Source organism: Geodermatophilus sp. SYSU D00684 (assembly GCF_054050455.1).
In genome coordinates this window covers 14,017-36,175 of record NZ_JBJGZI010000017.1, presented here as the reverse complement: position 1 = coordinate 36,175, position 22,159 = coordinate 14,017, and the positions used below count along the sequence as shown (strand labels likewise).

The following is a 22,159-nucleotide window of genomic DNA, read 5'->3' as shown; positions in this document are numbered from 1 at the left end:
GGGCGCCGGGTCAGAACAACCGGGCGTCCCGCTGCTCCAGGTCGAGCAGGAAGCGCTTGCGGGACAGGCCGCCGCCGAAGCCGACCAGGCTGCCGTCGGCGCCGACCACCCGGTGGCACGGGACGACGATCGCCAGCGGGTTCCGCCCGCACGCCAGGCCGACGGCCTGCGCGCCGCCCGGCTCGCCGACGGCCAGCGCCACCGCCCCGTAGGTGGTCGTCGCGCCGTAGGGGATGCGGGTGAGCCGCTCCCAGACGGCCAGCTCGAAGTCGCTGCCGCGCGGGCGCAGGGACAGGTCGAACGCCTCCCGCTCGCCGGCGAGGTACTCGCCGAGCTGGCCGGTCACGTCGGCGAGCGCGGCGTCGTCCCGGGCGCCGAGGTCGGCCTCCGGGCCCGGGGGCGAGAGGTACAGCCGGCCGAGCACGCCGTCGTCGGCGACGACGGTCAGCGGCCCGATGGGGGAGGCCACCACCGCGTGCGTGCGCATGCCGGCAGTGTGCCGCGGGGGGACGACGGTCCGGGCGGCCCGGTGCGCTACGCCGTCGGGTCCGCGAGCGCCGGCTGGACGGGGTCCTTCGGCTTCTTCTTGACCTTCTTCTCCCGCTCCTCGGGCGAGCGGCTCTCGGCGAGGCGGCCCAGCTCGCCGCGGATGAAGTCGCGGGTGGCGAGCTCGCCGATGGCCACCCGCAGCGCGGCGAGCTCGCGGGCCAGGTACTCGGTGTCCGCGCGGGTCTGCGCGGCGCGGGCGCGGTCCTCCTCGGCCTGCACGCGGTCGCGGTCGGCCTGCCGGTTCTGCGCCAGCAGGATCAGCGGCGCGGCGTAGGCGGCCTGGGTGGAGAAGGCCAGGTTGAGCAGGATGAACGGGTAGGGGTCCCAGCGCAGCCGGACGGCGAAGACGTTGAGGGCGATCCAGAGCACCACGATCACCGTCTGGACGGCGAGGAAGCGCCCGGTGCCGAGGAAGCGGGCGATCCCCTCGGCGAAGCGGCCGACCGCGTCGGGGTCCAGCCGCAGGTAGCCGGTGATCCCGCGGGACGAGCCGCGGGGGACGTCGAGACGGCGGCCGTCAGCCACGGCGGGCCCGCTCGCGCCAGTCCTCGGGCAGCAGGTGGTCGAGGACGTCGTCGACGCTCACCGCGCCCACCAGCCGGCCCCGGTCGTCGACCACCGGCGCGGCCACCAGGTTGTAGGTGGCGAAGTAGCGGGTGACCTCGCCCAGCGGCGCCTCCGGCCGCAGCGGGTCCAGGTCGTCGAGCACCCCGCTCACCAGGCTGGACGGCGGCTCGCGCAGCAGCCGCTGGATGTGCGCCAGGCCCAGGTAGCGCCCCGTCGGGGTCGCCGACGGCGGCCGGCAGACGTACACCTGGCTGGCCAGCGCCGGGGTCAGCTCGGGCTCGCGCACCCGGGCCAGCGCCTCGGCGATGGTCGCGTCCGGCGCGAGGATCACCGGCTCGCTGGTCATGATCCCGCCGGCGGTGTCCTCGGAGTACTGCAGCAGCTGGCGCACCGGCTCGGCCTCGTCGGGCTCCATCAGCTCGAGCAGCCGGTTGCGGTCGACGTTGGACAGCTCGGCGAGCACGTCGGCGGCGTCGTCGGGGTCCATGACCTCGAGCACGTCGGCGGCCCGGGACTCGTCCAGCGTGCCGAGGATGGTGACCTGCTCGGCCTCCGGCAGCTCGCCGAGCACGTCGGCCAGCCGCTCGTCGTCGAGGGCCTCGGCGACCTCGTGCCGCCGCTTGATCGGCAGGTCCTGCAGCGCGTGCGCGAGGTCGGCGGCGTTCAGCTCGCGGTAGGTGGCGATCAGCGTCTCGGCGCCCTGCCCGCTCTCCGGCAGCGCGAGCCCGGCGACCTCGTCCCACGCCAGCTGGTGCAGCTGCCCGCGGCGGCCGAGCCGGCCGGGCTCCTGCACGGCGAGGCGGGTGACCTGCCACTCCCCGGTGCGGGTCTGCTCGATCCCGGCGTCGACGACGGTGCCCGGCCGGCCCGACTCCGTGATGGTCACGGTCCGGTCCAGCAGTTCGCCGAGGACCAGCGTCTCGCCGCGCCGCTGCTCGAAGCGCTTGAGGTTGAGCGTGCCCGAGGCGAGCACCACCGCGCCCGGGTCGATGCTGGTCACCCGGCCCATCGGCACGAAGATGCGCCGGCGGGCCACGACCTCCACGACCAGGCCGAGCACCCGGGGGGAGGCGGTGCCCACGCGCAGCGCCACGACGACGTCGCGCAGCCGCCCGACCCGGTCCCCGTTGGGGTCGAAGACGGGCAGGCCGGCGAGCCGCGAGACGTACGCCCTGGTCACCGTGCTCACACTCGGTGAGGCTACCGTCGGGGTCGTGGCGAGCCCCGGGTCCGTCGACCACGCGTCCGTCGAGCACGCGTCCGTCGAGTACGAGGTCGTCGACGTGTTCGCCCCCCGGGCGTTCGCGGGCAACCCGCTCGCGGTGGTGTTCGACGCCGACGCGCTGACCACCGCGCAGTGCCAGGCGCTGGCCAACGAGTTCGCGCTGTCGGAGACCTCGTTCCTCTGTGCGCCGACCGAGCCGGGCGCCTCCTACCGGGTGCGGATCTTCACCCCGTTCGCCGAGCTGCCCTTCGCCGGGCACCCGAGCGTCGGGGCCGCGCACACGCTGGTGCGCACCGGCCGGCTGGCCGCGGGCACGCTGCACCAGGAGTGCGGCGCCGGCGTCCTGCCGGTCGAGGTCACCGGCGACGGCGCGACGCTCACCGGCGGGCGGCCGACGCTGGAGGACGGCCCGGACCCGGCGGCGCTGGCCGCGGCGCTGGGGCTGTCGGCGGCCGACGTCGTCGGGCTGCCCGCGCACGTCGCCGGCTGCGGCCTGCCCTTCGCGTTCCTCGCCGTGCACCCGGACGTCGTCGACCGCGCCGTCCCGGACCCCGCCGCGCTCGCCGCCTTCGGCGTGGGGGAGGGCGTCTCGGTGCTGTCGTGGGACGGCTCCACCGCGTACGCCCGCGTGTTCGCGAACGACCTGCGCTGGGGCGAGGACCCGGCCACCGGCTCGGCGGCGCTCGGCACCGGCGTCTGGCTGGTCGCCACCGGGCTGGTCGCCCCGGACGGGACGTCGTCGTACACCGTCCGGCAGGGCGAGGCGATGGGCCGGCCGTCGCTGCTGTCGTGCACGGTCACCGCCGACGGCGGCCGGGCGACGGCGGCCACGGTGTCCGGGGCGGTGGTGCCGGTGGCCGCCGGGCGCATCCGCGTGCCGTGAGCGCCGGCTCGACGGCGGCCGTCTCCCCGTGGGCGGTCCACCGGCCGGGCTCCCGCGACGTCGCGCTCATGGCGGTCGCCGTCGTCGGGGTCTCCTTCTCCGGCCCGCTGACCGCGCTGGTCGGCGCGTCGTTCCTGGCGCTGGCGTTCTGGCGCAACGCCGCCGGCGCCGCGCTGCTGGTGCCGGTGCTGCTGGGCCGCGAGCGCGGCACCCTCGCCGGGCTGCGGCCGCGGGACCTGGGCAGCTCGGTCGTGGCCGGGCTGTTCCTCGCCGCGCACTTCGCCGCCTGGCTGCCCAGCCTGTCGATGACCACGGTCGCCGCGTCGACGGCGCTGGTCACCACCACGCCGATCTGGACCGCGCTGGCCGCGCGGGTGTCCGGCGTCCGGCTGCCCCCCCAGGTGTGGACCGGGCTCGCGCTCGCCGTCGTCGGTGCCGCGCTGATCGCCGGGGTGGACGTCGCGGTCAGCCTGGAGGCGCTGGCCGGGGACGGGCTGGCGCTGCTCGGGGCGGTCTGCGCCGGCGGCTACATGCTCGCCGGGGCCCGCGCCCGCACGCGCCTGGCGACGTCGGCGTACTCGGTCGTCTGCTACTCCACCTGCGCGGCCGTGCTCGCCGTCGCCGCGCTGGTGACCACCACCCCGCTCGCCGGGTTCGCCGCCCGAGACTGGTGGCTGATCCTGGCGATCACCGTGTGCGCGCAGATCCTCGGGCACACGCTGCTCAACCTGGTGCTGTCCAGCGTGGGTCCCACCGTCGTCGGGCTGGCGGTGCTGCTGGAGGTGCCCGGCGCGCTGCTCGTGGCGCTGGTGCTGCTCGGCCAGACGCCGCCGCTGCTCGCGCTGCCGGGGATGGTCGCCGTCGTCGCGGGGGTGGCGCTGGTGGTCCGGGCCGGGCGGCCGCAGACGCCGGTCGAGCCGGTCACCTGACCCGGCGGAAATGGCCATTTCTGCCCCCTGGTTACCCTCCGGTAGCCGAAGATCCCGATCCGACAGCGGAGGCACCGTGGCCGAGCTCCGATCCCGTCGTTCCAACCTCGCCGTGCCGGGCAGCAACCCGCGCTTCCTCGAGAAGGCGAAGGGCCTGCCGGCCGACCAGGTGTTCCTGGACCTCGAGGACGCCTGCGCCCCGCTGGCCAAGCCGGGCGCCCGCAAGAACATCGTCGCGGCGCTCAACGAGGGCGGCTGGGGCGAGAAGATCCGCACGGTCCGGGTCAACGACTGGACGACGGAGTGGACCTACCGCGACGTCGTCGAGGTGGTCGAGGGCGCCGGCGCGAACCTCGACTGCATCATGCTGCCGAAGGTCGTCGACGCCCATCAGGTGGCGGCGCTGGACCTCCTGCTCACCCAAATCGAGAAGGCCAACGGCCTGGAGGTCGGGCGGATCGGCATCGAGGCGCAGATCGAGACCGCGCAGGGCCTGATCAACGTCAACGACATCGCGTTCGCCAGCCCGCGGATCGAGACGATCATCTTCGGCCCGGCCGACTTCATGGCCAGCATCAACATGAAGTCGCTGGTGGTCGGCGCCCTGCACCCGGACTACCCGGGCGACCCGTTCCACTACATCCTCATGCAGATCCTCATGGCCGCCCGCGCCCGCGGCGTGCAGGCCATCGACGGCCCCTTCCTGCAGGTCCGCGACGTGGACGCCTTCCGGGAGGTCGCCAAGCGCTCGGCGGTGCTCGGCTTCGACGGCAAGTGGGTGCTGCACCCCGGGCAGATCGACGCCGCCAACGAGATCTACGCGCCGTCGCAGGAGGACTACGACCACGCCGAGCTCATCCTCGACGCCTACGACTGGTACACGTCCGAGGCCGGCGGCAAGAAGGGCTCGGCCATGCTCGGCGACGAGATGATCGACGAGGCCAGCCGCAAGATGGCGCTGGTCATCGCCGGCAAGGGACGCGCCGCGGGCATGAGCCGCACGTCGTCGTTCACCCCGCCCGACGCCGCCTAGCCACCCGCGCCGCACGGCCCGCCCGGGCACTCCCGGGCGGGCCGTCGTCGTTCCCGGGGTGACCGGGTCCGAGTGACCGGGGACACGGCGACTGGTCCGGGGCGGTCGCCCATACTCCCCGGTAGCAAACGGACACCGGAGTCCCGGAGGAGCGAACGTGGCCCGACTGGCGCAGACCGCCGACCTGACCGACATCCAGCAGGAGATCCTGTCGACGGTCAGGAGCTTCGTGGACAAGGAGATCATCCCGCACGCGCAGGAGCTCGAGCACGCCGACGAGTACCCGCAGGAGATCGTCGACGGGCTCAAGGAGCTCGGCATCTTCGGGCTGATGATCCCCGAGGAGTACGGCGGCCTCGGGGAGTCGCTGCTGACCTACGCGCTGGTGGTCGAGGAGATCGCCCGCGGGTGGATGAGCGTCTCCGGCGTCATCAACACCCACTTCATCGTCGCCTACATGATCCGCCAGCACGGCACGCAGGAGCAGAAGGACCACTTCCTCCCGCGCATGGCCACCGGCGAGGTCCGCGGCGCGTTCTCGATGTCCGAGCCGGGGCTGGGCTCCGACGTCGCCGGCATCCGCACCAAGGCGGTCAAGGACGGCGACGAGTACGTCGTCGACGGCCAGAAGATGTGGCTGACCAACGGCGGCTCCTCCACGCTCGTGGCCGCGCTGGTGCGCACCGACCTGGGCGCCGACAAGCCGCACCAGAACCTGACGACGTTCCTGGTCGAGAAGCCGGCCGGCTTCGGCACCGTCGCCCCGGGCCTGACCATCCCCGGCAAGATCGACAAGATGGGCTACAAGGGCGTCGACACCACCGAGCTGGTGTTCGACGGCTACCGCATCGGCGCGGACATGATCCTCGGCGGGGAGCCCGGCCGCGGCTTCGCGCAGATGATGGACGGCGTCGAGGTCGGCCGGGTCAACGTCGCCGCCCGCGCCTGCGGCATCTCCATCCGCGCGTTCGAGCTGGCCGTCGAGTACGCCCAGCAGCGGGAGACCTTCGGCAAGCCGATCGTCCAGCACCAGGCGATCGCGTTCCAGCTCGCCGAGATGGCCACCAAGGTCGAGGCCGCGCACCTGATGATGGTCAACGCCGCCCGGCTCAAGGACGCGGGCAAGCGCAACGACGTCGAGGCCGGCATGGCCAAGCTGATCGCCAGCGAGTACTGCGCCGAGGTGACCACGCAGTCCTTCCGCATCCACGGCGGCTACGGCTACTCGAAGGAGTACGAGATCGAGCGGCTCATGCGCGAGGCGCCGTTCCTGCTCATCGGCGAGGGCACCAGCGAGATCCAGAAGACGATCATCAGCCGCGGCCTGCTCAAGGAGTACGGCCTCAAGCGCTAGGGGAAGGACCCCTGCCCCCCGCCACTCGCGAGCTCGCGGCGGGACCCAGCAGGGGGCCGACCTGACGTCGCGTGGCCCGGGACCGGTTCGGTCCCGGGCCACGCGCGCGTTCAGCGGGCCGGGCGGCGCTCGTAGTTCCGCCGCGCCCACAGGTAGCCGGCCAGCGCGATGCCGGCGCACCACGCCGTCGCCACCCACGCGCCGGACCCGATCGCGGTGCCGGTGAGCAGGCCGCGCAGCGTCTCGGTGAGCGGGGTGAACGGCTGGTGCTCGGCGAACTCCCGCAGCCCCGCCGGCATCGACTCCACCGGCACGAAGCTGCTGGCGAGGAAGGGCAGCAGCATCAGCGGCATCGGCAGGTTGCTCGCCCCCTCGACGGTCTTCGTCGCCAGGCCCATCGCGACCGCCAGCCAGGCCAGCGCGAACGCCGTCATGGTCAGGACGCCGACGGCGGCGAGCCACTCGAGGACGCCGGCGTCGGGCCGGAAGCCGACCAGCAGGGCGACCCCGACGACGACGGCCAGGCCCACCAGGGTCTGGACGACGGCGCCGAGGACGTGCCCGGTGAGCACCGACGCGCGGGCGATCGACATGGTCCGGAAGCGGGCGACGATGCCCTCGGTCACGTCCATGGCCATCGCGATCGCGGTGCCCTGCGCGCTGCCGGTCACCGCCAGCAGCAGCACGCCGGGCACCACGTAGGTGACGTACTCGGCGCGCCCGCCGGCCGGCCCGCCCAGCCCGGCGCCCAGCGTCCCGCCGAGGACGTGGACGAACAGCAGCAGGAACACGATCGGGACCGCGGCCACGATCAGGGTCAGCGACGGGTAGCGCACCGCGTGCCGCAGGTCGCGGCGCAGCATCGTGCGGCTGTCGGTCAGGGTGGTCGCGAGGCTCACGCCGGCACCTCCTCGGTGGTCGGGCGGCCGGTGAGGGCCAGGAAGACGTCGTCGAGACCGGGCGTCTCGACGGTGAGGCCGGCGACGTCGACGCGGGCCTCGTCGAGGCGGGCGAGCACCGACCGCAGCGCCGCGACGCCGCCGTCGGAGGGCACCTCCAGCTGGAGGCCGGCCGGGTCCGCCGTGCCGGTTCCGAGGGCGCGGGCGGCCCGGTCGAGCGCGGCGGCGTCGGCGAACCGCAGCCGCACCGACCCGCCGGGGACCAGCCGCTTGAGCTCGTCGGCGGTGCCCTCGGCGACCAGCCGGCCGCCGTCGAGCAGGCCGATCCGGTCGGCCAGCTGGTCGGCCTCCTCCAGGTACTGCGTGGTGAGCAGGATGGTGACGCCCTCGGCGACCAGCCCGCGGACGACGTCCCACATCGCCCGGCGGCTGCGCGGGTCCAGCCCGGTGGTGGGCTCGTCGAGGAAGACCACCCGCGGGTCGCCCATCAGGCCCATGGCCAGGTCCAGCCGGCGGCGCATGCCGCCGGAGTAGGTGGCCGGCAGCCGGTCGGCGGCCTCGACGAGGTCGAAGCGCTCGAGCAGCGCCGCGGCGCGGCGCTGCCCCTTGCGGCGGCCCAGGTGGTGCAGGTCGGCCATCAGGCGCAGGTTCTCCCGGCCGGTGAGCAGGCCGTCGACGGCGGAGAACTGGCCGGTCACCGCGATCGCGGCGCGCACCCCGGCGGGGTCGGTCGCCAGGTCGCACCCGGCGACGGTGACCGTCCCGGCGTCGGCGGGGGTGAGCGTGGACAGGACGTCGACGGTGGTCGTCTTGCCGGCCCCGTTGGGGCCGAGCAGCGCGTAGACGGTGCCCTCGGGCACGGTGAGGTCCAGGCCGTCGAGGACGACGGTGGCGCCGAAGGTCTTGCGGAGTCCGACGACGGAGATCACGGCGGGTCCGCTCATGCCCGGCGGACCAGGATGTCGCCGTAGGCGGTGCGCGCCCTGAGCTGCACGGTCCCGGTGGCGTCCTCCGGGCCGTCGGCGGCGGTGAGCTCGTTGCGGATGCTGCCCGACGCCGACTGCAGGTCCAGCCAGGCCGCGGTGCCCGCGGCGATGCCCGCCTCGACCTCGCCGTAGGAGGTCTCGAGCACCAGCGACCCGCGCACCGCCTCGCCCACGCGCACCTTCCCGTAGTTGGTGCTGCCGAGCAGCGAGCCGGCGGTGTGGTCGACGGTGACGTCGCCGCACGTCGTCCTCAGCCGGGTGTCGCCGTCGGTGCGACCGACCCGGACGTCGCCGAAGTCGGTGTGCGCGACCGCGTCGCCGGAGACCTCGCCGACGGTGATGCCGCCGCTGGTGGTGCGGGCCCGCAGCCCGGCGGCGGAGTCGAGGCGGAGGTCGCCGTGGCGGCTCTCGAGGACGGCGCGGCCGAGCCGGCCGGAGCAGGTAACGTCCCCGGCCGTCGTGCGCACCTCGACCGACGAACCCTCGGGCAGGGCGACGTCGACGTCGACCTCGCCGCTCGAGCCGAGGAACAGCAGCCGCGGGCGGCCGGTGGTGCGGACCAGCAGGTGCCCGTCGGCGCAGGTGACGGTGGCCTGCTCGGCGGCCTGGACGTCGGCGCTGCTGCGCCCGTCGTGCGGCCGGACGGTGACCTCGGTGACGGCGCGGTCGGTGCCCCGCACCCGGACGCTGCCGGCGGCGACGTCGATGCGGGCGGAGACGGGCTCGGGGGTGTCGAAGGTGGGCATGGCGTCGCCTCCTGGGCGTGCCGGGTCGGCCCCCGGCCGGTCGGCCGGGGGTGGGTGCGGTGCGGTGTGCTGGTGGGCGCGGGGTGCCGGGCTAGCGGACCCAGCCGGTGTAGGACTGGCCCGACGACCACCGCGAGCGGCGGGCCTCGGGAGCTGCGGGACGGTCGGCGCGGGTCACCGCGTCGCTGACGGCCCGGACCAGCCACGTGTTGACCGACGAGCCGAGGCGGGTGGCCGCCTCCTCGACGCGGACCTTCAGCTGCTCGGGCAGCCGGAGGGTGATGCGGATGGTGCTGCCGTCGTCACCGTCGGGGAGGACGGCCTCGGGCGCCGGGGCGTCGTGCGGCTCGGCGGCGGCCGGCGGCGGGGTGACGACGAAGCCGATCTCGCTGCCGCGCAGCCGCACGTCGACGGCACCGGGCGCGAGCTGGCCGGTGAGCTCCTCGGCCGCGGCGGACAGGGCGGACAGCAGGGCGAGCCGGACCGAGGACTCCAGCGGCGCGGTGAGGCGCTCGGCCAGCTCGCGCGCCTCCTCGCCCCCGGGAGCGGCGGCGAGCACGAGCTCCCGGCGGAGCTGCTCGACGAACGGGGTGAGGTCCATGACGTCACGATGACACCATCATGACGTCATACACAACCCCCGTGGTGTCACTGTGGTGTCGCCCGAACCCCCGCGAGCAGGAGCAGGAGCGCGCCGACGAGCAGCGCGGGCTCCAGGACGAACGCCGCGGTGAGGCCGTGCGCGTCGGCCAGGGCGCCGAGCAGGAAGGGGGCGGCGGCGGTGACCAGGCCGCCCAGCAGCTGGGTGCGGGCGTTGGCCCGGTCCTCGTGCCCGCGGGCGGCGCCCAGGGCGAGCGCCAGCGCGAGGGGGTAGAGGTTGGCGATGCCGATCCCGCAGACGAACAGGCCGAGGACGGCGACGACCGGGCTGTCGGTCAGCCAGAACGGCACGAAGCCGGCCGCGGTCACCGCCAGGGAGGCGTGCAGCAGCGGGACCGTCCGGCCGGGGCGCCGGGTGAGCGCCGCCCCGCCGAGCCGGCCGACGAGCAGGCCCAGGTAGTTGCTGCCCAGCGCCGTCGCGGCGGTGGTGGTCGCCAGTCCCGTGCCGACGAGCACCTCGGTGCCGAAGTAGACCAGGCAGAACTCCACGGCCGTGGCGATCGCGGTCAGGGCGGCGAACAGCCAGGCGGCCAGGGGCAGCGCCCCGGGTCGCCCGGCGGCCCGGCGGTCGGCCGGCGGCGGCAGCGGGCGGCGCCTCGAGCGGAGCCACAGCACCGCGAGGACGAGCGCGGGGAGGGCGAACGCCGCCCGCCAGCCGGCCGGCCCCGCGGCGAGCCCGCCGAGGACGAGGGGCGCCAGGACCGCGCACGCCCCGGCGCCGACGTTGGCCTCGGTGAGCGCCCGGTCGCGCCGGGCGCCGTGCCGGTCGGAGAGCACGGCCTGCGTCGCCGTCAGCAGCACCGTGCCGGCCGTGCCCATCACCGCCGCCCCCAGCAGGGTCGGCACGAGCCCGCGGCCGAGGGTGAACAGCGCGGCGCCGGCGGCGGTGCCCAAGGCCGAGGACCACAGCAGCGCCGACCGCGACAGCCGGCGGGCCACGGCCGCGAACCCCGCGCCGGCCAGGGCCGCGCCGCCCGACCACAGGACCGAGTAGACGCCCAGCAGGGTGTACGAGAAGTGCAGCTCCTCGCGCAGCAGCGACAGCGCCGGGCCGAAGGCGTAGAGCCAGCCGGTGAAGCACCCGAGCACCGCGTAGGCCAGCACGGTCGGCGCGTCGCGGACGAAGCCGTCGCCCCCCGCCCCGAGGGGGGTACCGGCCTGCTCCTCGGCTCTTGTGTATCGATACACACCTAGACTGTACGAGTGGCCAGTCCTCCGGACCACCGGTCGCGCCGGCCGACGATGCGCGAGGTGGCCCGCGCCGCCGGCGTCTCGCCGATGACGGTGTCCTACGTCTACTCGCGGCCCGGCCGGGTCTCGGCCGAGGCGGCGGCGCGGGTGCGGGCGGCGGCGCAGGAGCTCGGCTACCCCGGGCCGCACCCGGCCGCCCGCTCGCTGCGGCGGGGGCGGGTCGGCAGCCTCGGCGTCGTGCTGGGGGAGCGGCTGGGCTACGCCTTCGACGACCCGCAGGCGGCCCGGTTCCTCGCCGGGGTCGCGGACGTCTGCGCCGCCGAGGGGGTCGGCCTCACGCTGGTCCCGACCACCGGCGCGCCCAGCGACCCCGAGCGGGTCGCGCGGGCCGTCGTCGACGGATTCGTCGTCTGGACCACCAGCGACGACGACCCGGTGCTCGACGCGGTCGCCGACACCGGCCTGCCCGCCGTCGTCCACGCCGGGCCGCACCACCGGGGCCTGCCGGTGGTCGGTATCGACGACCGCGCCGCCGCCGCGGCGATCGGGCGGGTGGCGTTCGCCGGGGCCAGGCGTCCGGTGGTCCTCGGCTTCCCGCTCGACCGCGCCCGCGCCCGCCGGCTGCTGCCCGCCCCGGAGGTGGGGGCGGTCCGGTTCCCGGTGACGCGGAACCGGTGGGAGGGCCTGCTCGGCGCGTGGACCGGGGCCGGGCACCCGGCGGCGCAGCTGCGGCTGGCCGTGTGCCCGGTCAACGACGCCGAGGAGGGCCAGGCGTTCGCCGCCGAGCTGCTCGCCGGCCCGGACCGGCCGGACGCGATCGCCGCGATGAGCGACGAGCTCGCGCTGGGGGCGCTGCGGGCGGTGGCGGCCGCGGGCCTGGCCGTGCCCGGCGACGTGGCGGTCACCGGCTGGGACGACAGCGACGCCGCGGCGCCGGCGGGGCTGACCACCGTCGCGCAGTCGCTGCGCCGGCAGGGGGCGGCCTGCGCGCTGGTCGCGCTCGGGCGCGCCCCGGAGGTCCCGGCGCCGGACGGGTGGCGCGTGGTGGAGCGGGCGACCACCCGCCGGCCGCGCTGACCGCGGGGGTCCTCCTAGGGTCGACGCGTGCGCGCCGTGGGAGTGACCGAGTTCGGAGGGCCCGAGGCCCTCACCGTCGTCGACGTGCCCGCCGAGCCCCTCGGGCCCGGGCAGGTGCGGCTGCGGGTGCGGGCCGCCGCGGTGAGCCCGACCGACACCCACCTGCGCGAGGGCGCCTACGCCGGCCGCGACCCGGTGAAGACGCCGCCGTGGGTGCCCGGCATGGACGCCGCCGGCGAGGTCGTCGAGGTGGGTGACGGCGTCGACCGGGTGGCCGCCGGCGACGCGGTCATGGCGATCGTCGTCCCCACCGGCGCGCACGGCGGCTACCGCGAGGACCTCGTGCTGCCGGCCGGCTCGGTGGCCCGGGTGCCCGCGGGCGCCGACGCCGTCGCCGCGTGCACCCTGCCGATGAACGCGCTCACCGCGCGGCTGGCGCTGGACCAGATGGCCCTGCCGCCCGGCTCGGTGGTCGCGGTGACCGGCGCGGCGGGTGCCTTCGGCGGCTACGTCGTCCAGCTGGCCAGAGCCGACGGGCACACCGTCGTCGCCGACGCCTCCGAGGCCGACGAGCGGCTGGTCCGCGACCTCGGCGCCGACGTCGTCGTGCGGCGGGGCGACGACGTCGCCGAGCGGATCCGCGCGGAGTTCCCCGACGGCGTCGACGGGCTGGCCGACGGGTCGGTGCAGGACGCGCTGGTGCTGCCCGCGGTACGCGACGGCGGGAAGGTGGCCACCGTGCGCGGCTACCGCGGCGACGGGACCGGCCGGGTCGAGGTGCTGCCCACGAGGGTGCGCCGCTACGCCGAGAACGGCGCCGCGCTCGACCGGCTGCGCGAGCAGGTGGAGTCGGGCGCGGCGACGCTGCGGGTGGCCCGCACCTTCGCGCCGGAGGAGGCCCCCGAGGCGCACCGGGTGCTGGCCGCCGGCGGCGTGCGCGGCCGGCTGGTGATCACCTTCTGAGGTCGCGCGCCCGGGCCCGTGTGCCAGGGTGGGGGAGCCCCCGGCAACGGTGCCCGGGGAGGAGCGCGGAGGAGCGGCAGATGGTGCACAGGCTGGTGGTCAGCTACGGGCAACCGGAGGACCCGGCGGCGTTCGACGCCCACTACCGGGACACCCACGTCCCGCTGACCGTGCAGATGCCCGGCCTGATCCGGTTCGCCACCGGCAGCCCGCAGCCGCTGGACCCGCGCCAGTCCGCGCCGTACCTCGTCGCGGAGCTCGACTTCGACTCCGAGCAGGCGATGGGGGCCGCGTTCGCCTCCGAGGCGGGCAAGGCCGGCGCGGCCGACCTGCGCACCTTCGCCAGCGGCGGCGTGACCATGACGCACTACGAGGTGAACGAGGTGCACGTCTCCCGGTGAACGGCGCCCAGGCACTGATCCGCACGCTCGTCGACGCCGGGGTCGACGTCTGCTTCGCCAACCCCGGCACGTCCGAGATGCACTTCGTCGCCGCCCTCGACGACGTCCCCGAGATGCGCGGCGTCCTCACCCTGTTCGAGGGGGTGGCCACCGGCGCCGCCGACGGCTGGGCGCGCATGACCGGCCGGCCCGCCGCCACGCTGCTGCACCTGGGCCCGGGCATGGGCAACGGCCTGGCCAACCTGCACAACGCCCGCCGCGGGCGGACGCCGATGGTGAACGTCGTCGGCGACCACGGCCGCTCGCACAAGCGGCTGGACGCGCCGCTGGAGTCCGACATCGACGCCCTCGCCGGCACGGTGTCCGGCTGGGTGCGCCGCTCGCTGGCCCCCGAGGACCTCGCCGCCGACGCCGCGGACGCCGTCGCCGCCGCCGCGCGCGGCCAGATCGCCACGCTGGTGCTGCCGGCCGACGTGTCCTGGTCCGAGGGCGCGGCCGTCGCGGAGCCCCTGCCGGTGCGGCCACGGCCGCACGTGGCACCGTCGGTCGTGGACGACGCCGCCGCGGTGGTGCAGGCCGGCGAGCCGACCGTGCTGCTGCTCGGCGACGACGTCGTCGCGTCGGAGGCGGGGCTCCTGGCCGCGGCGCGGGTGGCCGCCGGCACCGGCGTCCGGCTGGTGGCCGAGACGTTCCCGGCGCGGATGGTGCGCGGCGCGGGGCTGCCCGCCGTCGGCAAGCTGCCCTACCCGCCCGAGGTGGCGATCAAGGCGCTGGCCGGCACCCGGCACCTGGTGCTGGCCGGCGCGACCTCGCCGGTGCACTTCTTCGCCTACCCCGGCGTGCCGGGCACGCCGGTGCCCGAGGACTGCACGGTGCACGTGCTGTCGGCACCCGGTGAGGACGGCGTCGCGGCGCTCGAGGAGCTGGCCGCGAAGGTGGCCGCCGGCGCCGAGCCGGAGCTGCGCGAGGCCTCCCGGCCGGAGCTGCCGGCCGGGCGCCTGACGCCGCGGGGGATCTCCGCGGTGGTCGGCGCGCTGCTGCCCGAGCGGGCGATCGTGGTCGACGAGGCGATCACCTCCGGGATCGGCGTCGTCGAGCTGACCGCGGGCGCACCGCAGCACGACTGGCTCGCCCTGACCGGCGGCGCGATCGGCGACGGCCTGCCGATGGCGGTCGGCGCGGCGGTGGCCTGCCCCGACCGGCCGGTGCTCGTCCTGCAGGCCGACGGCAGCGCGATGTACACGCTGCAGGCGCTGTGGACGATGGCCCGCGAGCAGCTCGACGTCACCGTGCTGCTCTACGACAACGCGTCCTACGCGATCCTCCAGGGGGAGCTGGCGCGGGTGGGGGCCGCCGGCGGCGGGGAGCGGGCCGGGCAGCTGCTCGACCTGGGCGGCCCGGCGCTGGACTTCGTCGCGCTGGCCACCGGGATGGGCGTGCCGGCCACCCGCGCGGAGACCGCCGAGGAGCTGGCGGAGCGGCTGGGCACGGCGCTGCGCGAGCCCGGGCCGCACCTGGTGCAGGCGGTGCTGCGGCCCGGGGAGTAGACCCGGGCTCACCCCCGCGGGGGAACCACTCGCCGTATCCGTTCCAGACCGGCTCGTTTCGCGTCGATGTCCGGCGTGTGTCGGAGTGGATCAGAGGCGTCGTGGGCAGGCGGCCGGTGGCCGTCGTCGCGTGCACCCTCCTGCTCGCGGTGGTCGCGCTGCAGGGGCTGCTGCACGGGACGGCCGGCGGCGCCGCGCTGTACTTCGTGGTCGTCGGGCTGACCGTCGTCGCCGCGTGGGCCGGGGCGCACCGCGCGGGGCGGCGGCCGGTCGCCGTCCTGCTCGCCCTCGGCGTCGGCCTGTCCGCCCTCGGGGACGTGCTCTGGCAGGTCCAGGCGTCCCTGACCGGCGACGGCGCGGCCGTCGGCGTCGCCGACGCCGTCTACCTGGGCAGCTACGTGGCCCTCGGCACCGGCCTGGCGCTCATGGCCCGCCGCCGGCACGCCGACCGCGACCTGCGGGCGGCGGGCTGGATCGACGCGCTCGTCGTGTTCGTCGCCGCGCTGCTCCTCGTCTGGGAGCTGTCGATCGCCGCGACCGTGGAGGACGCGTCCCTCGGCCTCGGGACCCGGGTCGTGCTCGCGCTCTACCCGGCCCTCGACGCCGCGCTGATCGGCCTGGTCGTGCGGCTGCTGGCCACCCGCCGGCAGGGGGAGTGGACGCCGCTGGCCGTCGCCGCCGCGTGCTCCTGCTGGCTGGTCTCCGACGTCGCCTACCTGCTGAACGCCGACGTCGTCACCTTCGGCGGGTGGCTGGACTCCGGCTGGCTGCTCGGCAGCGCGCTGCTCGCCGCGGCCACCTGGTCGACCGCCCGCGGTGCCGTCGCGGCGGGCCCGGGCGGCGAGGAGGGCCGGTCGGGGATGGCCCGGCTGGCCGTGTGCCTCGGGGCGCTGCTGGTGCCGCCCGGGACCGAGCTGGCCACCGACCTCGGCGCCGTCGAGGACGCCTCGGGCGCGATGGTCGTCGCGATGGTCGTGCTGACCGCGCTGGTCTTCGTCCGCGCCGCGCTGCTGCTGCGCGGCGAGGCCGCCGCCCGGGCGCTGGTGCGCTCGCGGGAACGGTTCGCCGCCAAGCTCACCGCGCACTCCTCCGACGCGGTCCTCGTCGTCTCCCGCGACGGGCGGCTGCTCAGCGACCCCGCGCCGCTGGCCGCGCTGCTCGGGACCGTGGCCGCCGGCGTCACCACCGCCGCGGACGCCGTCCGCCTGGCCGGGGTGGACCCCGAGCTGACCGCCGAGCTGTTCGCGCGGGCCCTGGCCGGCGGCGGCGTCGTCGACGCCGAGCTGCCCGCCCGCCACCGCGGCGAGGACCGCTGGATCGGCATCAGGCTGGTCGACCTCGGGGACGACCCCGACGTCGGCGGCGTCGTCGTGCACGTGACCGACGTGACCGGGCGCCGCCGCGCCGAGGCGGCGCTGGCGCACTCGGTGCTGCACGACGGGCTGACCGGCCTGGCCAACCGCGCGCTGTTCATGGACCGCGTCGGCCAGGCGCTGCGCCGCACGGTGCGCGGCGGCGGCTCGGCCGCGGTGCTCTCCCTCGACCTCGACGGCTTCAAGGCCGTCAACGACTCCCTGGGCCACGCCGCCGGCGACGCACTGCTGCGCGAGGTGGCGGCGCGGCTGCGCGGCGCGGTCCGCGCCGACGACACCGTGGCCCGCCTGGGCGGCGACGAGTTCGCCGTGCTGGTCGAGCAGGCCGGCGTCGGCGACGACGAGGCGATGGTGACCGCCGCCCGCGTGCTCGACGTGCTCGCCCGGCCGGTGGCGCTGCCCGGCGGTCCGGTGACCGTGTCGGCCGGCGTCGGCGTGGCCGTCGGCCGCGGCGCGGTGGCCGGCGACGCGCTGGTCGGCGACGCCGACCTGGCGCTGGACGCGGCCAAGCTCGACGGGCGCGCCCGCGTGCAGCGGTTCGAGCCCGGCATGCGCGCGGCGGCGCAGGCCGCCCGCGAGCTGGAGCAGGAGCTGCGCGGCGCGGTGTCCCGCGGGGAGTTCCGGCTGGTCTACCAGCCGGTGGTCGCCCTGGACGGCCGCCGGGTGACCGGCTTCGAGGCCCTGCTGCGCTGGGACAGCCCGCGGCTGGGCCCGGTGGGCCCCGACCGGTTCGTGCCGGTGGCCGAGGCGGCGGGCCTGATCGACGAGATCGGCGCGTGGGTGCTCCGCGAGGCGTGCGCGACCGCGGCGGCCTGGCGGCACCTGGGCGACCGCACGATGGCGGTCAACGTGTCGGCCGGCCAGCTGACCTCGCCGGACCTCCCCGGCTCCGTCGCCGCGGCGCTGGCCGCGAGCGGACTGCCGGCCGGCGCGCTGGTGCTCGAGGTGACCGAGACGGCGCTGGTGGGCGACCCCGAGCGGGCGGCCGCGTGCCTCACCGCGCTGCGGGCGCTGGGCGTGCGGCTGGCGCTGGACGACTTCGGCACCGGCTACTCGTCGCTGGCCCACCTGCGGCAGTTCACCGTGGACGTGCTCAAGATCGACCGCTCGTTCGTCGGCGCGATCGCCGAGGGCGAGCCGCTGCCGGCGATCGTGCGCGGCACCATCGACCTGGGCCGCACGCTGGGCCTGGAGGTCCTCGCCGAGGGCGTCGAGCACGAGCACCAGGCGCGGCTGCTGGCCGAGGGCCGCTGCGACACCGCGCAGGGCTACCTGTTCGCGCGGCCGCTGGAGCGCTGCGACGCCGAGGCGTTGCTCCTCGAGCAGGCTCCGGCCCGCGGCGGGGTGCCCGTGATCGTGCCGCTGCCCCGCGCGCCGCGGGCGCTGACGTCCCGGGTCTGACGCCGGGCGGTCAGCCGGCCGCCCCGGGCGCGGGCTCGAAGGTGACCGTGACGTCGTCGACGCCGAGGGACCGGGCCAGCGTCGTCAGCATGTCGCGGGTGCCGTCCTCGGCGCGGTCGAGCAGGTCGCTGTCCGCGGCGGCGGACTCCAGCCGGCGCTCGGCGAGCGCGAACAGCTCGCTCTCGTCGGTCGGGTCGTCGGCGAACGCGTCGCCCAGCCGCTCCACGAGGCCGCGGTCGCGGTCGAGCACCCGGCTCTCGTCCGGGTCGATCCGCGCCTCGCCGAGCTGCGGGGCGGGCAGGGTGATGGTGGCGGCCGTGCCGTCGGGGGAGAGGTCGACGCTGTCCTCGCCGAGGGCGGCGAAGTCCACGTAGGCGTCGACGTCACCGGTGGCGAGGAACTGCACCCGCTCGCCGCTGATCGCCGAGGGCACCCAGGCGGTGTCGCGCTCCTGGTCGACGACGACCTGGAAGGTGCCGGTGGCGGCGTGGTACTCGTCGAGGTCGGCCATCGCCAGCAGCAGCGGCCTCGTGCTGCGGTCGACGGTCTCCTGTTCGAAGGGCGCGGTCCAGTCGCCGACCCTGTCGGCCACGACCACCCCGACCGGGACGACGACGGCGGCGGCGATGCCGGCCCTGAGCCACCCGCGGCGGCGGCGGCGCGCCGGCGCGGCGGAGGGGGCGGGGACACGGGACGGGAGCAGGACCGGCATGCGCGATCTCCTCGCGGTCGTCGGGTGTGCTCCGTACAGCACCCCGCGCGCCGGCTCTGTTCCCGGCGAGCGGGTGCGCCGGCGCCGCATCCGGGGCGCCGGAACGCTGCGTCGGCGCACCCGCTCGGCGCCCGTCCGCGGGTCACCCGGCCGGGTGGCGTGCGGCCGCGGCGGCGCACGCGCTGTCCACAGATCGGCTGACCGCCCTCCCGCGGAACGCCTCCGTCTCCCCGTCGTCCCGACGTCCCGAACGGGGTCGGGGCAGGGCCGACGGGGGTCCGGTGCCGACTGCGGCGAGTGCGCTGGACGTCGTCGACGGCGAGGTGCGCGAGCTCCTCCGGCGCCGCGGGCTCGACCCGTTCAGCGACCCCGCGCCGGTCCGGGTGCTGGTGCGGGACGTCGTCGCCGACTACTCCGAGCGGTCGCTGTCCTCGGCGCTGCCGCCGATCGGTGACCCCGAGTCGGTGGTGCGCGACGTGCTCGACCGGGTGGCCGGGTTCGGGCCGCTGCAGCGGCACCTGGACGACCCCGAGTTGGTGCTGGCTGCCCATGGAGCCCGGAGGCAGATCCGGGGACATCGCTTGCATGACCGCGGGCGGCGGGCACCGGCCGCCACGTGGCGGCCTGCTGGCCCGCCACGGGAGTGCTCCGGGCGCGGAGGAAGGCGCCGTGGAGCTCAGGTGGAAACTGCAGGAGCCCTCAGGTCTGATCACGGACCCCGCTCGGAGTCTCCGCCGCGACGCGGGCCGGTGCTGGTGACCGCGGTGCCGACGATCGCGATGACTACTGACTGTGATGGCGCGCCATGGGCTGTGGCTGCTCGGGCGTGCACGTCGGGACGGAGAGTCCCCCTGGCGCCTGAGCGTCCCCCGTACGAGATGGCCGACCGGCAGCCGACGCGTCCTTGATCAGGCAATTCAATAACAGGTTCTCCCCGGTCTCGATCAATCTCACGGGAGGTCACAGAGAGGTGGCCTCAAGTCACCATTGACGGCCATCTGCGTTCCATCCGAATAGGCATTGACAGGCCGGTGAACGGTCAGCAAACTCTTCGCCCTCGTCCCCCTCCGTGTCGGAGGGAGCGCAGTCAGACCTGAAGAAGTCCGCGTTTTCGCCGGACACCTCTGAACAATGCTGCCGTCCATCTGGCGGTTTCCCTCAGAAGCGGGGAGGTCCGATGCGCGCAATCGTCACCGGCGGTGCTGGATTCCTGGGTTCGCACTTGTGTGAGACGCTCCTGGGAAGAGGGGATTCCGTTGTCTGCGTCGACAACCTGTCGACCGGCAGTGTGGACAACATCAACCATCTCATCGGAATCCCAGGATTCCACTTCATCGAGGCGGACGTCAGTGTCGCCATGCCCCTCTGTGGCATCGTGGACGCGGTCGCACACCTCGCCAGCCCCGCCTCTCCACCTGATTATCTCCGCCATCCGCTGGAGACGCTGGCCGTCGGGAGCCGCGGGACCGAGAATGCTCTCACCGTGGCCCGAACCCATGGTGCACGTTTCGTCCTCGCCTCGACGAGTGAGGTCTACGGCGATCCGGCCGTCCATCCTCAGTCCGAGGAATACTGGGGGAACGTGAATCCGATCGGTCCTCGGAGCGTCTACGACGAGTCGAAGCGCTATGCCGAGGCGCTCTCTATGGCCCATCGGCGCGAGTTCGGTGCGAACGTCGGGATAGTCCGCATATTCAACACCTACGGGCCTCGGATGCGACCGCACGACGGGCGGGTCGTGACGAACTTCATCACTCAGGCTCTGAATGGTGACCCGTTGACCGTTTATGGTGACGGGAGCCAGACCCGCAGTCTCTGCTACGTGGACGATCTCATCCGCGGCATCGTGGCGATGATCGATTCGTCGGAAGTCGGTCCGATCAACCTCGGCAACCCTGTCGAGCACTCCGTCGTCGACCTGGCCGCTCTGGTCCTCCGCATCACCCGGTCACGGTCTCCGGTCGAGTACCACCCGCTGCCTCCCGACGACCCGACGCGCCGTCGTCCGGTCATCGCCCGCGCCGCGGACCTGCTGGGCTGGCGGCCGACGGTGCCCGTGGAGCGGGGACTGAGCGCAACGGTGGACTGGTTCAGGTCCAGGCCGGTGGAGGTGGCCGCCGCCCGGACCGTGATCGCAGGCGGGCAGCTGGACGGAGTGCCGGCACCGGTGGACGTGCGGAGGCCGTCGTGCGTCTGACGGTGATCGGGACGGGATACCTGGGAGCCGTCCACGCCGCCTGCATGGCCGATCTCGGTCACTCGGTCCTGGGCGTCGACGTGGACCCGGTGAGAGTGCGGCTCCTGGCCGGAGGACGAACTCCCTTCTTCGAACCAGGCTTCGCCGACGTACTGCACCGGGGCCTCTCCTCGGGCCGGTTGCGGTTCACCACGTCGATGCAGGAGGCGGCCGAGTTCGCCGACGTCCACTTCCTCTGCGTGGGCACACCCCAGGCCGCGGAGTCCGACGCCGCCGATCTCCGCCACGTCTACTCAGCGGTCGAGCAGCTCGCGTGCCGTCTCCAGCGACCCTGCCTGGTCGTCGGCAAGTCGACGGTTCCCGTCGGCACAGCGGCACGACTGGAGGTCTTCGCGAACACCTTCACGCCACGGGGGGACGAGGTCCGCTTCGCCTGCAACCCGGAGTTCCTGCGTGAGGGCTTCGCCGTGCGGGACACGCTCACGCCCACCCGCATCGTGGTGGGTGCGGAAGACGCCCGCGCAGTGAGCGACCTGCGCTCGGTCTACGCGCCCCTGCTGGAGCGGGCAACACCGTTCATCGTCACCGATCGCGCCACCGCCGAGCTGGTCAAGGTGGCAGCCAACGCCTTCCTCGCGACGAAGATCTCCTTCATCAACGCCATGGCGGAGGTCTGCGAGGCAGCCGAGGCCGACGTGGTGACGTTGGCGAGGGCGATCGGGCACGATCCCCGCATCGGTCCGGCCTTCCTGTCCGCTGGTCTCGGCTTCGGCGGTGGCTGTCTGGGGAAGGACATCCGTGCCTTCGCGGCGCGGGCGGACGAGCTGGGCGTGGGACGTGCCCTCGGCTTCCTGCGGGAGGTCGACGAGATCAACCTCAGGCGCCGCCAGCGAACCGTCGACCTGGCTCGCGAGATGCTCGGGGACTCCTTGTCCGACCAGCCGATCGCCGTCCTGGGTGCGGCGTTCAAGCCGGACAGCGACGACATCCGCGATTCCCCGGCACTGGCCGTCGCGGCGGCCCTGCACGCGCAGGGTGCGCAGGTGCGGGTCCACGATCCGGAGGCGGTCGAGAACGCCCGCGCGGCCGTCCCCGCCCTGGACTTCACCACTGACGTCACCAGAGTCCTCGAGGGCGCCCGCCTGGTGCTGCACGTCACCGAGTGGCAGCAGTACCAGGCGCTGGATCCGGCGCGACTGCGCCCCCTCGTCGCCGTACCCCGCGTTCTCGACGCCCGGAACGCCCTGGATCTCGGGCGGTGGCGAGCGGCCGGCTGGACGGTGCGGGCGCTCGGGCGCCGTCGTGAGCCCGCGGAGCCGCCCCTGGCGGGTCTGGCGTTGTGACCGGCGAGATCACGATGAGCACCGAGGTGAGCGGCCCGGTCGTCCCCGCTGGTCCCCAGGGCCTGGGCTCGCCGCGGGTCGGCCGTGTGCACGTGGGCGGGCGGCATCTGCGGTGTGACGGGA

Annotated in this window: 20 protein-coding genes; 11 read left to right on the top strand and 9 right to left on the bottom strand. The window is 75.3% G+C overall.

Annotation, left to right across the window (positions count from 1 at the left end):
* Positions 1 to 10: 10 nt before the first annotated feature.
* From ACI79L_RS13815 to ACI79L_RS13805, 3 genes are read right to left on the bottom strand one after another with little or no spacing between them, the layout of a single operon-like run.
* Positions 11 to 487 (bottom strand): methylated-DNA--[protein]-cysteine S-methyltransferase, encoded by a 477-nt coding sequence (locus tag ACI79L_RS13815; protein WP_456937345.1) that lies wholly within the window; start codon positions 485 to 487, stop codon positions 11 to 13.
* A gap of 47 nt (positions 488 to 534) precedes the next feature.
* Entirely contained in the window at positions 535 to 1,074 is a 540-nt protein-coding gene (locus ACI79L_RS13810) for a DUF1003 domain-containing protein (RefSeq protein ID WP_456926222.1), read from the bottom strand.
* A complete protein-coding gene (locus ACI79L_RS13805) occupies positions 1,067 to 2,305 on the bottom strand; it encodes a magnesium transporter MgtE N-terminal domain-containing protein (RefSeq protein WP_456937344.1) in 1,239 nt (412 codons plus the stop codon). Before ACI79L_RS13805 ends, ACI79L_RS13810 begins: the two co-directional genes overlap by 8 nt.
* Positions 2,306 to 2,330: 25 nt before the next feature.
* On the opposite strand from ACI79L_RS13805, the gene ACI79L_RS13800 reads away from it, so the two are divergent.
* The 4 genes from ACI79L_RS13800 (at position 2,331) to ACI79L_RS13785 (ending at position 6,540) form a co-directional block, all read left to right on the top strand.
* Entirely contained in the window at positions 2,331 to 3,224 is an 894-nt protein-coding gene (locus tag ACI79L_RS13800) for a PhzF family phenazine biosynthesis protein (protein ID WP_456937343.1), read from the top strand.
* Positions 3,221 to 4,153: a DMT family transporter gene (locus tag ACI79L_RS13795; protein WP_456937342.1), complete on the top strand. Its 933-nt coding sequence runs from the start codon at positions 3,221 to 3,223 to the stop codon at positions 4,151 to 4,153. Before ACI79L_RS13800 ends, ACI79L_RS13795 begins: the two co-directional genes overlap by 4 nt.
* A 76-nt stretch (positions 4,154 to 4,229) precedes the next feature.
* Positions 4,230 to 5,186 carry an HpcH/HpaI aldolase/citrate lyase family protein gene (locus ACI79L_RS13790; protein WP_456937341.1) on the top strand — a complete coding sequence of 319 codons (957 nt, stop codon included), beginning with the start codon at positions 4,230 to 4,232 and terminating at the stop codon, positions 5,184 to 5,186.
* Between the two features lie 157 nt (positions 5,187 to 5,343).
* The gene (locus ACI79L_RS13785; RefSeq protein ID WP_456937340.1) at positions 5,344 to 6,540 is read left to right on the top strand and encodes an acyl-CoA dehydrogenase family protein; all 1,197 of its coding nucleotides are present in this window, start codon (positions 5,344 to 5,346) and stop codon (positions 6,538 to 6,540) included.
* Between the two features lie 110 nt (positions 6,541 to 6,650).
* Here ACI79L_RS13785 and ACI79L_RS13780 read toward each other — a convergent pair whose 3' ends face one another.
* The 5 genes from ACI79L_RS13780 to ACI79L_RS13760 form a co-directional block, all read right to left on the bottom strand.
* Entirely contained in the window at positions 6,651 to 7,439 is a 789-nt protein-coding gene (locus tag ACI79L_RS13780) for an ABC transporter permease (RefSeq protein ID WP_456937339.1), read from the bottom strand.
* Entirely contained in the window at positions 7,436 to 8,383 is a 948-nt protein-coding gene (locus tag ACI79L_RS13775; RefSeq protein ID WP_456937338.1) for an ATP-binding cassette domain-containing protein, read from the bottom strand. The genes ACI79L_RS13780 and ACI79L_RS13775 overlap by 4 nt, the downstream gene beginning before the upstream one ends.
* On the bottom strand, positions 8,380 to 9,171 hold the full coding sequence (locus ACI79L_RS13770) for a DUF4097 family beta strand repeat-containing protein (RefSeq protein WP_456937337.1): 792 nt from the start codon (positions 9,169 to 9,171) through the stop codon (positions 8,380 to 8,382). Before ACI79L_RS13770 ends, ACI79L_RS13775 begins: the two co-directional genes overlap by 4 nt.
* A 91-nt stretch (positions 9,172 to 9,262) precedes the next feature.
* A complete protein-coding gene (locus ACI79L_RS13765; protein WP_456937336.1) occupies positions 9,263 to 9,772 on the bottom strand; it encodes a hypothetical protein in 510 nt (169 codons plus the stop codon).
* Between the two features lie 47 nt (positions 9,773 to 9,819).
* Complete coding sequence (locus ACI79L_RS13760) at positions 9,820 to 11,019, bottom strand: MFS transporter (RefSeq protein ID WP_456937335.1); 1,200 nt, start codon at positions 11,017 to 11,019, stop codon at positions 9,820 to 9,822.
* A 15-nt stretch (positions 11,020 to 11,034) separates the two neighbouring features.
* Between ACI79L_RS13760 and ACI79L_RS13755 the strand changes: the two genes are divergently transcribed.
* From ACI79L_RS13755 to ACI79L_RS13735, 5 genes are all read left to right on the top strand, one after another.
* The gene (locus ACI79L_RS13755; RefSeq protein ID WP_456937334.1) at positions 11,035 to 12,099 is read left to right on the top strand and encodes a LacI family DNA-binding transcriptional regulator; all 1,065 of its coding nucleotides are present in this window, start codon (positions 11,035 to 11,037) and stop codon (positions 12,097 to 12,099) included.
* A 27-nt stretch (positions 12,100 to 12,126) separates the two neighbouring features.
* Positions 12,127 to 13,062, top strand: coding sequence for an NADP-dependent oxidoreductase (locus ACI79L_RS13750; RefSeq protein WP_456937333.1), 936 nt, complete (start codon positions 12,127 to 12,129; stop codon positions 13,060 to 13,062).
* An 80-nt stretch (positions 13,063 to 13,142) separates the two neighbouring features.
* Complete coding sequence (locus ACI79L_RS13745; RefSeq protein WP_456937332.1) at positions 13,143 to 13,463, top strand: EthD family reductase; 321 nt, start codon at positions 13,143 to 13,145, stop codon at positions 13,461 to 13,463.
* Complete coding sequence (locus ACI79L_RS13740) at positions 13,460 to 15,010, top strand: acetolactate synthase large subunit (RefSeq protein ID WP_456937331.1); 1,551 nt, start codon at positions 13,460 to 13,462, stop codon at positions 15,008 to 15,010. Before ACI79L_RS13745 ends, ACI79L_RS13740 begins: the two co-directional genes overlap by 4 nt.
* Positions 15,011 to 15,126: 116 nt before the next feature.
* Positions 15,127 to 17,784 carry a putative bifunctional diguanylate cyclase/phosphodiesterase gene (locus tag ACI79L_RS13735; protein ID WP_456937330.1) on the top strand — a complete coding sequence of 886 codons (2,658 nt, stop codon included), beginning with the start codon at positions 15,127 to 15,129 and terminating at the stop codon, positions 17,782 to 17,784.
* Between the two features lie 10 nt (positions 17,785 to 17,794).
* On the opposite strand, the gene ACI79L_RS13730 is transcribed toward ACI79L_RS13735, so the two are convergent.
* Positions 17,795 to 18,496 carry a DUF4230 domain-containing protein gene (locus ACI79L_RS13730; RefSeq protein ID WP_456937329.1) on the bottom strand — a complete coding sequence of 234 codons (702 nt, stop codon included), beginning with the start codon at positions 18,494 to 18,496 and terminating at the stop codon, positions 17,795 to 17,797.
* Between the two features lie 1,177 nt (positions 18,497 to 19,673).
* Between ACI79L_RS13730 and ACI79L_RS13725 the strand changes: the two genes are divergently transcribed.
* On the top strand, positions 19,674 to 20,693 hold the full coding sequence (locus tag ACI79L_RS13725; protein WP_456937328.1) for a UDP-glucuronic acid decarboxylase family protein: 1,020 nt from the start codon (positions 19,674 to 19,676) through the stop codon (positions 20,691 to 20,693).
* The gene (locus ACI79L_RS13720; protein WP_456937327.1) at positions 20,684 to 22,036 is read left to right on the top strand and encodes a UDP-glucose dehydrogenase family protein; all 1,353 of its coding nucleotides are present in this window, start codon (positions 20,684 to 20,686) and stop codon (positions 22,034 to 22,036) included. Before ACI79L_RS13725 ends, ACI79L_RS13720 begins: the two co-directional genes overlap by 10 nt.
* Positions 22,037 to 22,159 lie beyond the last annotated feature (123 nt).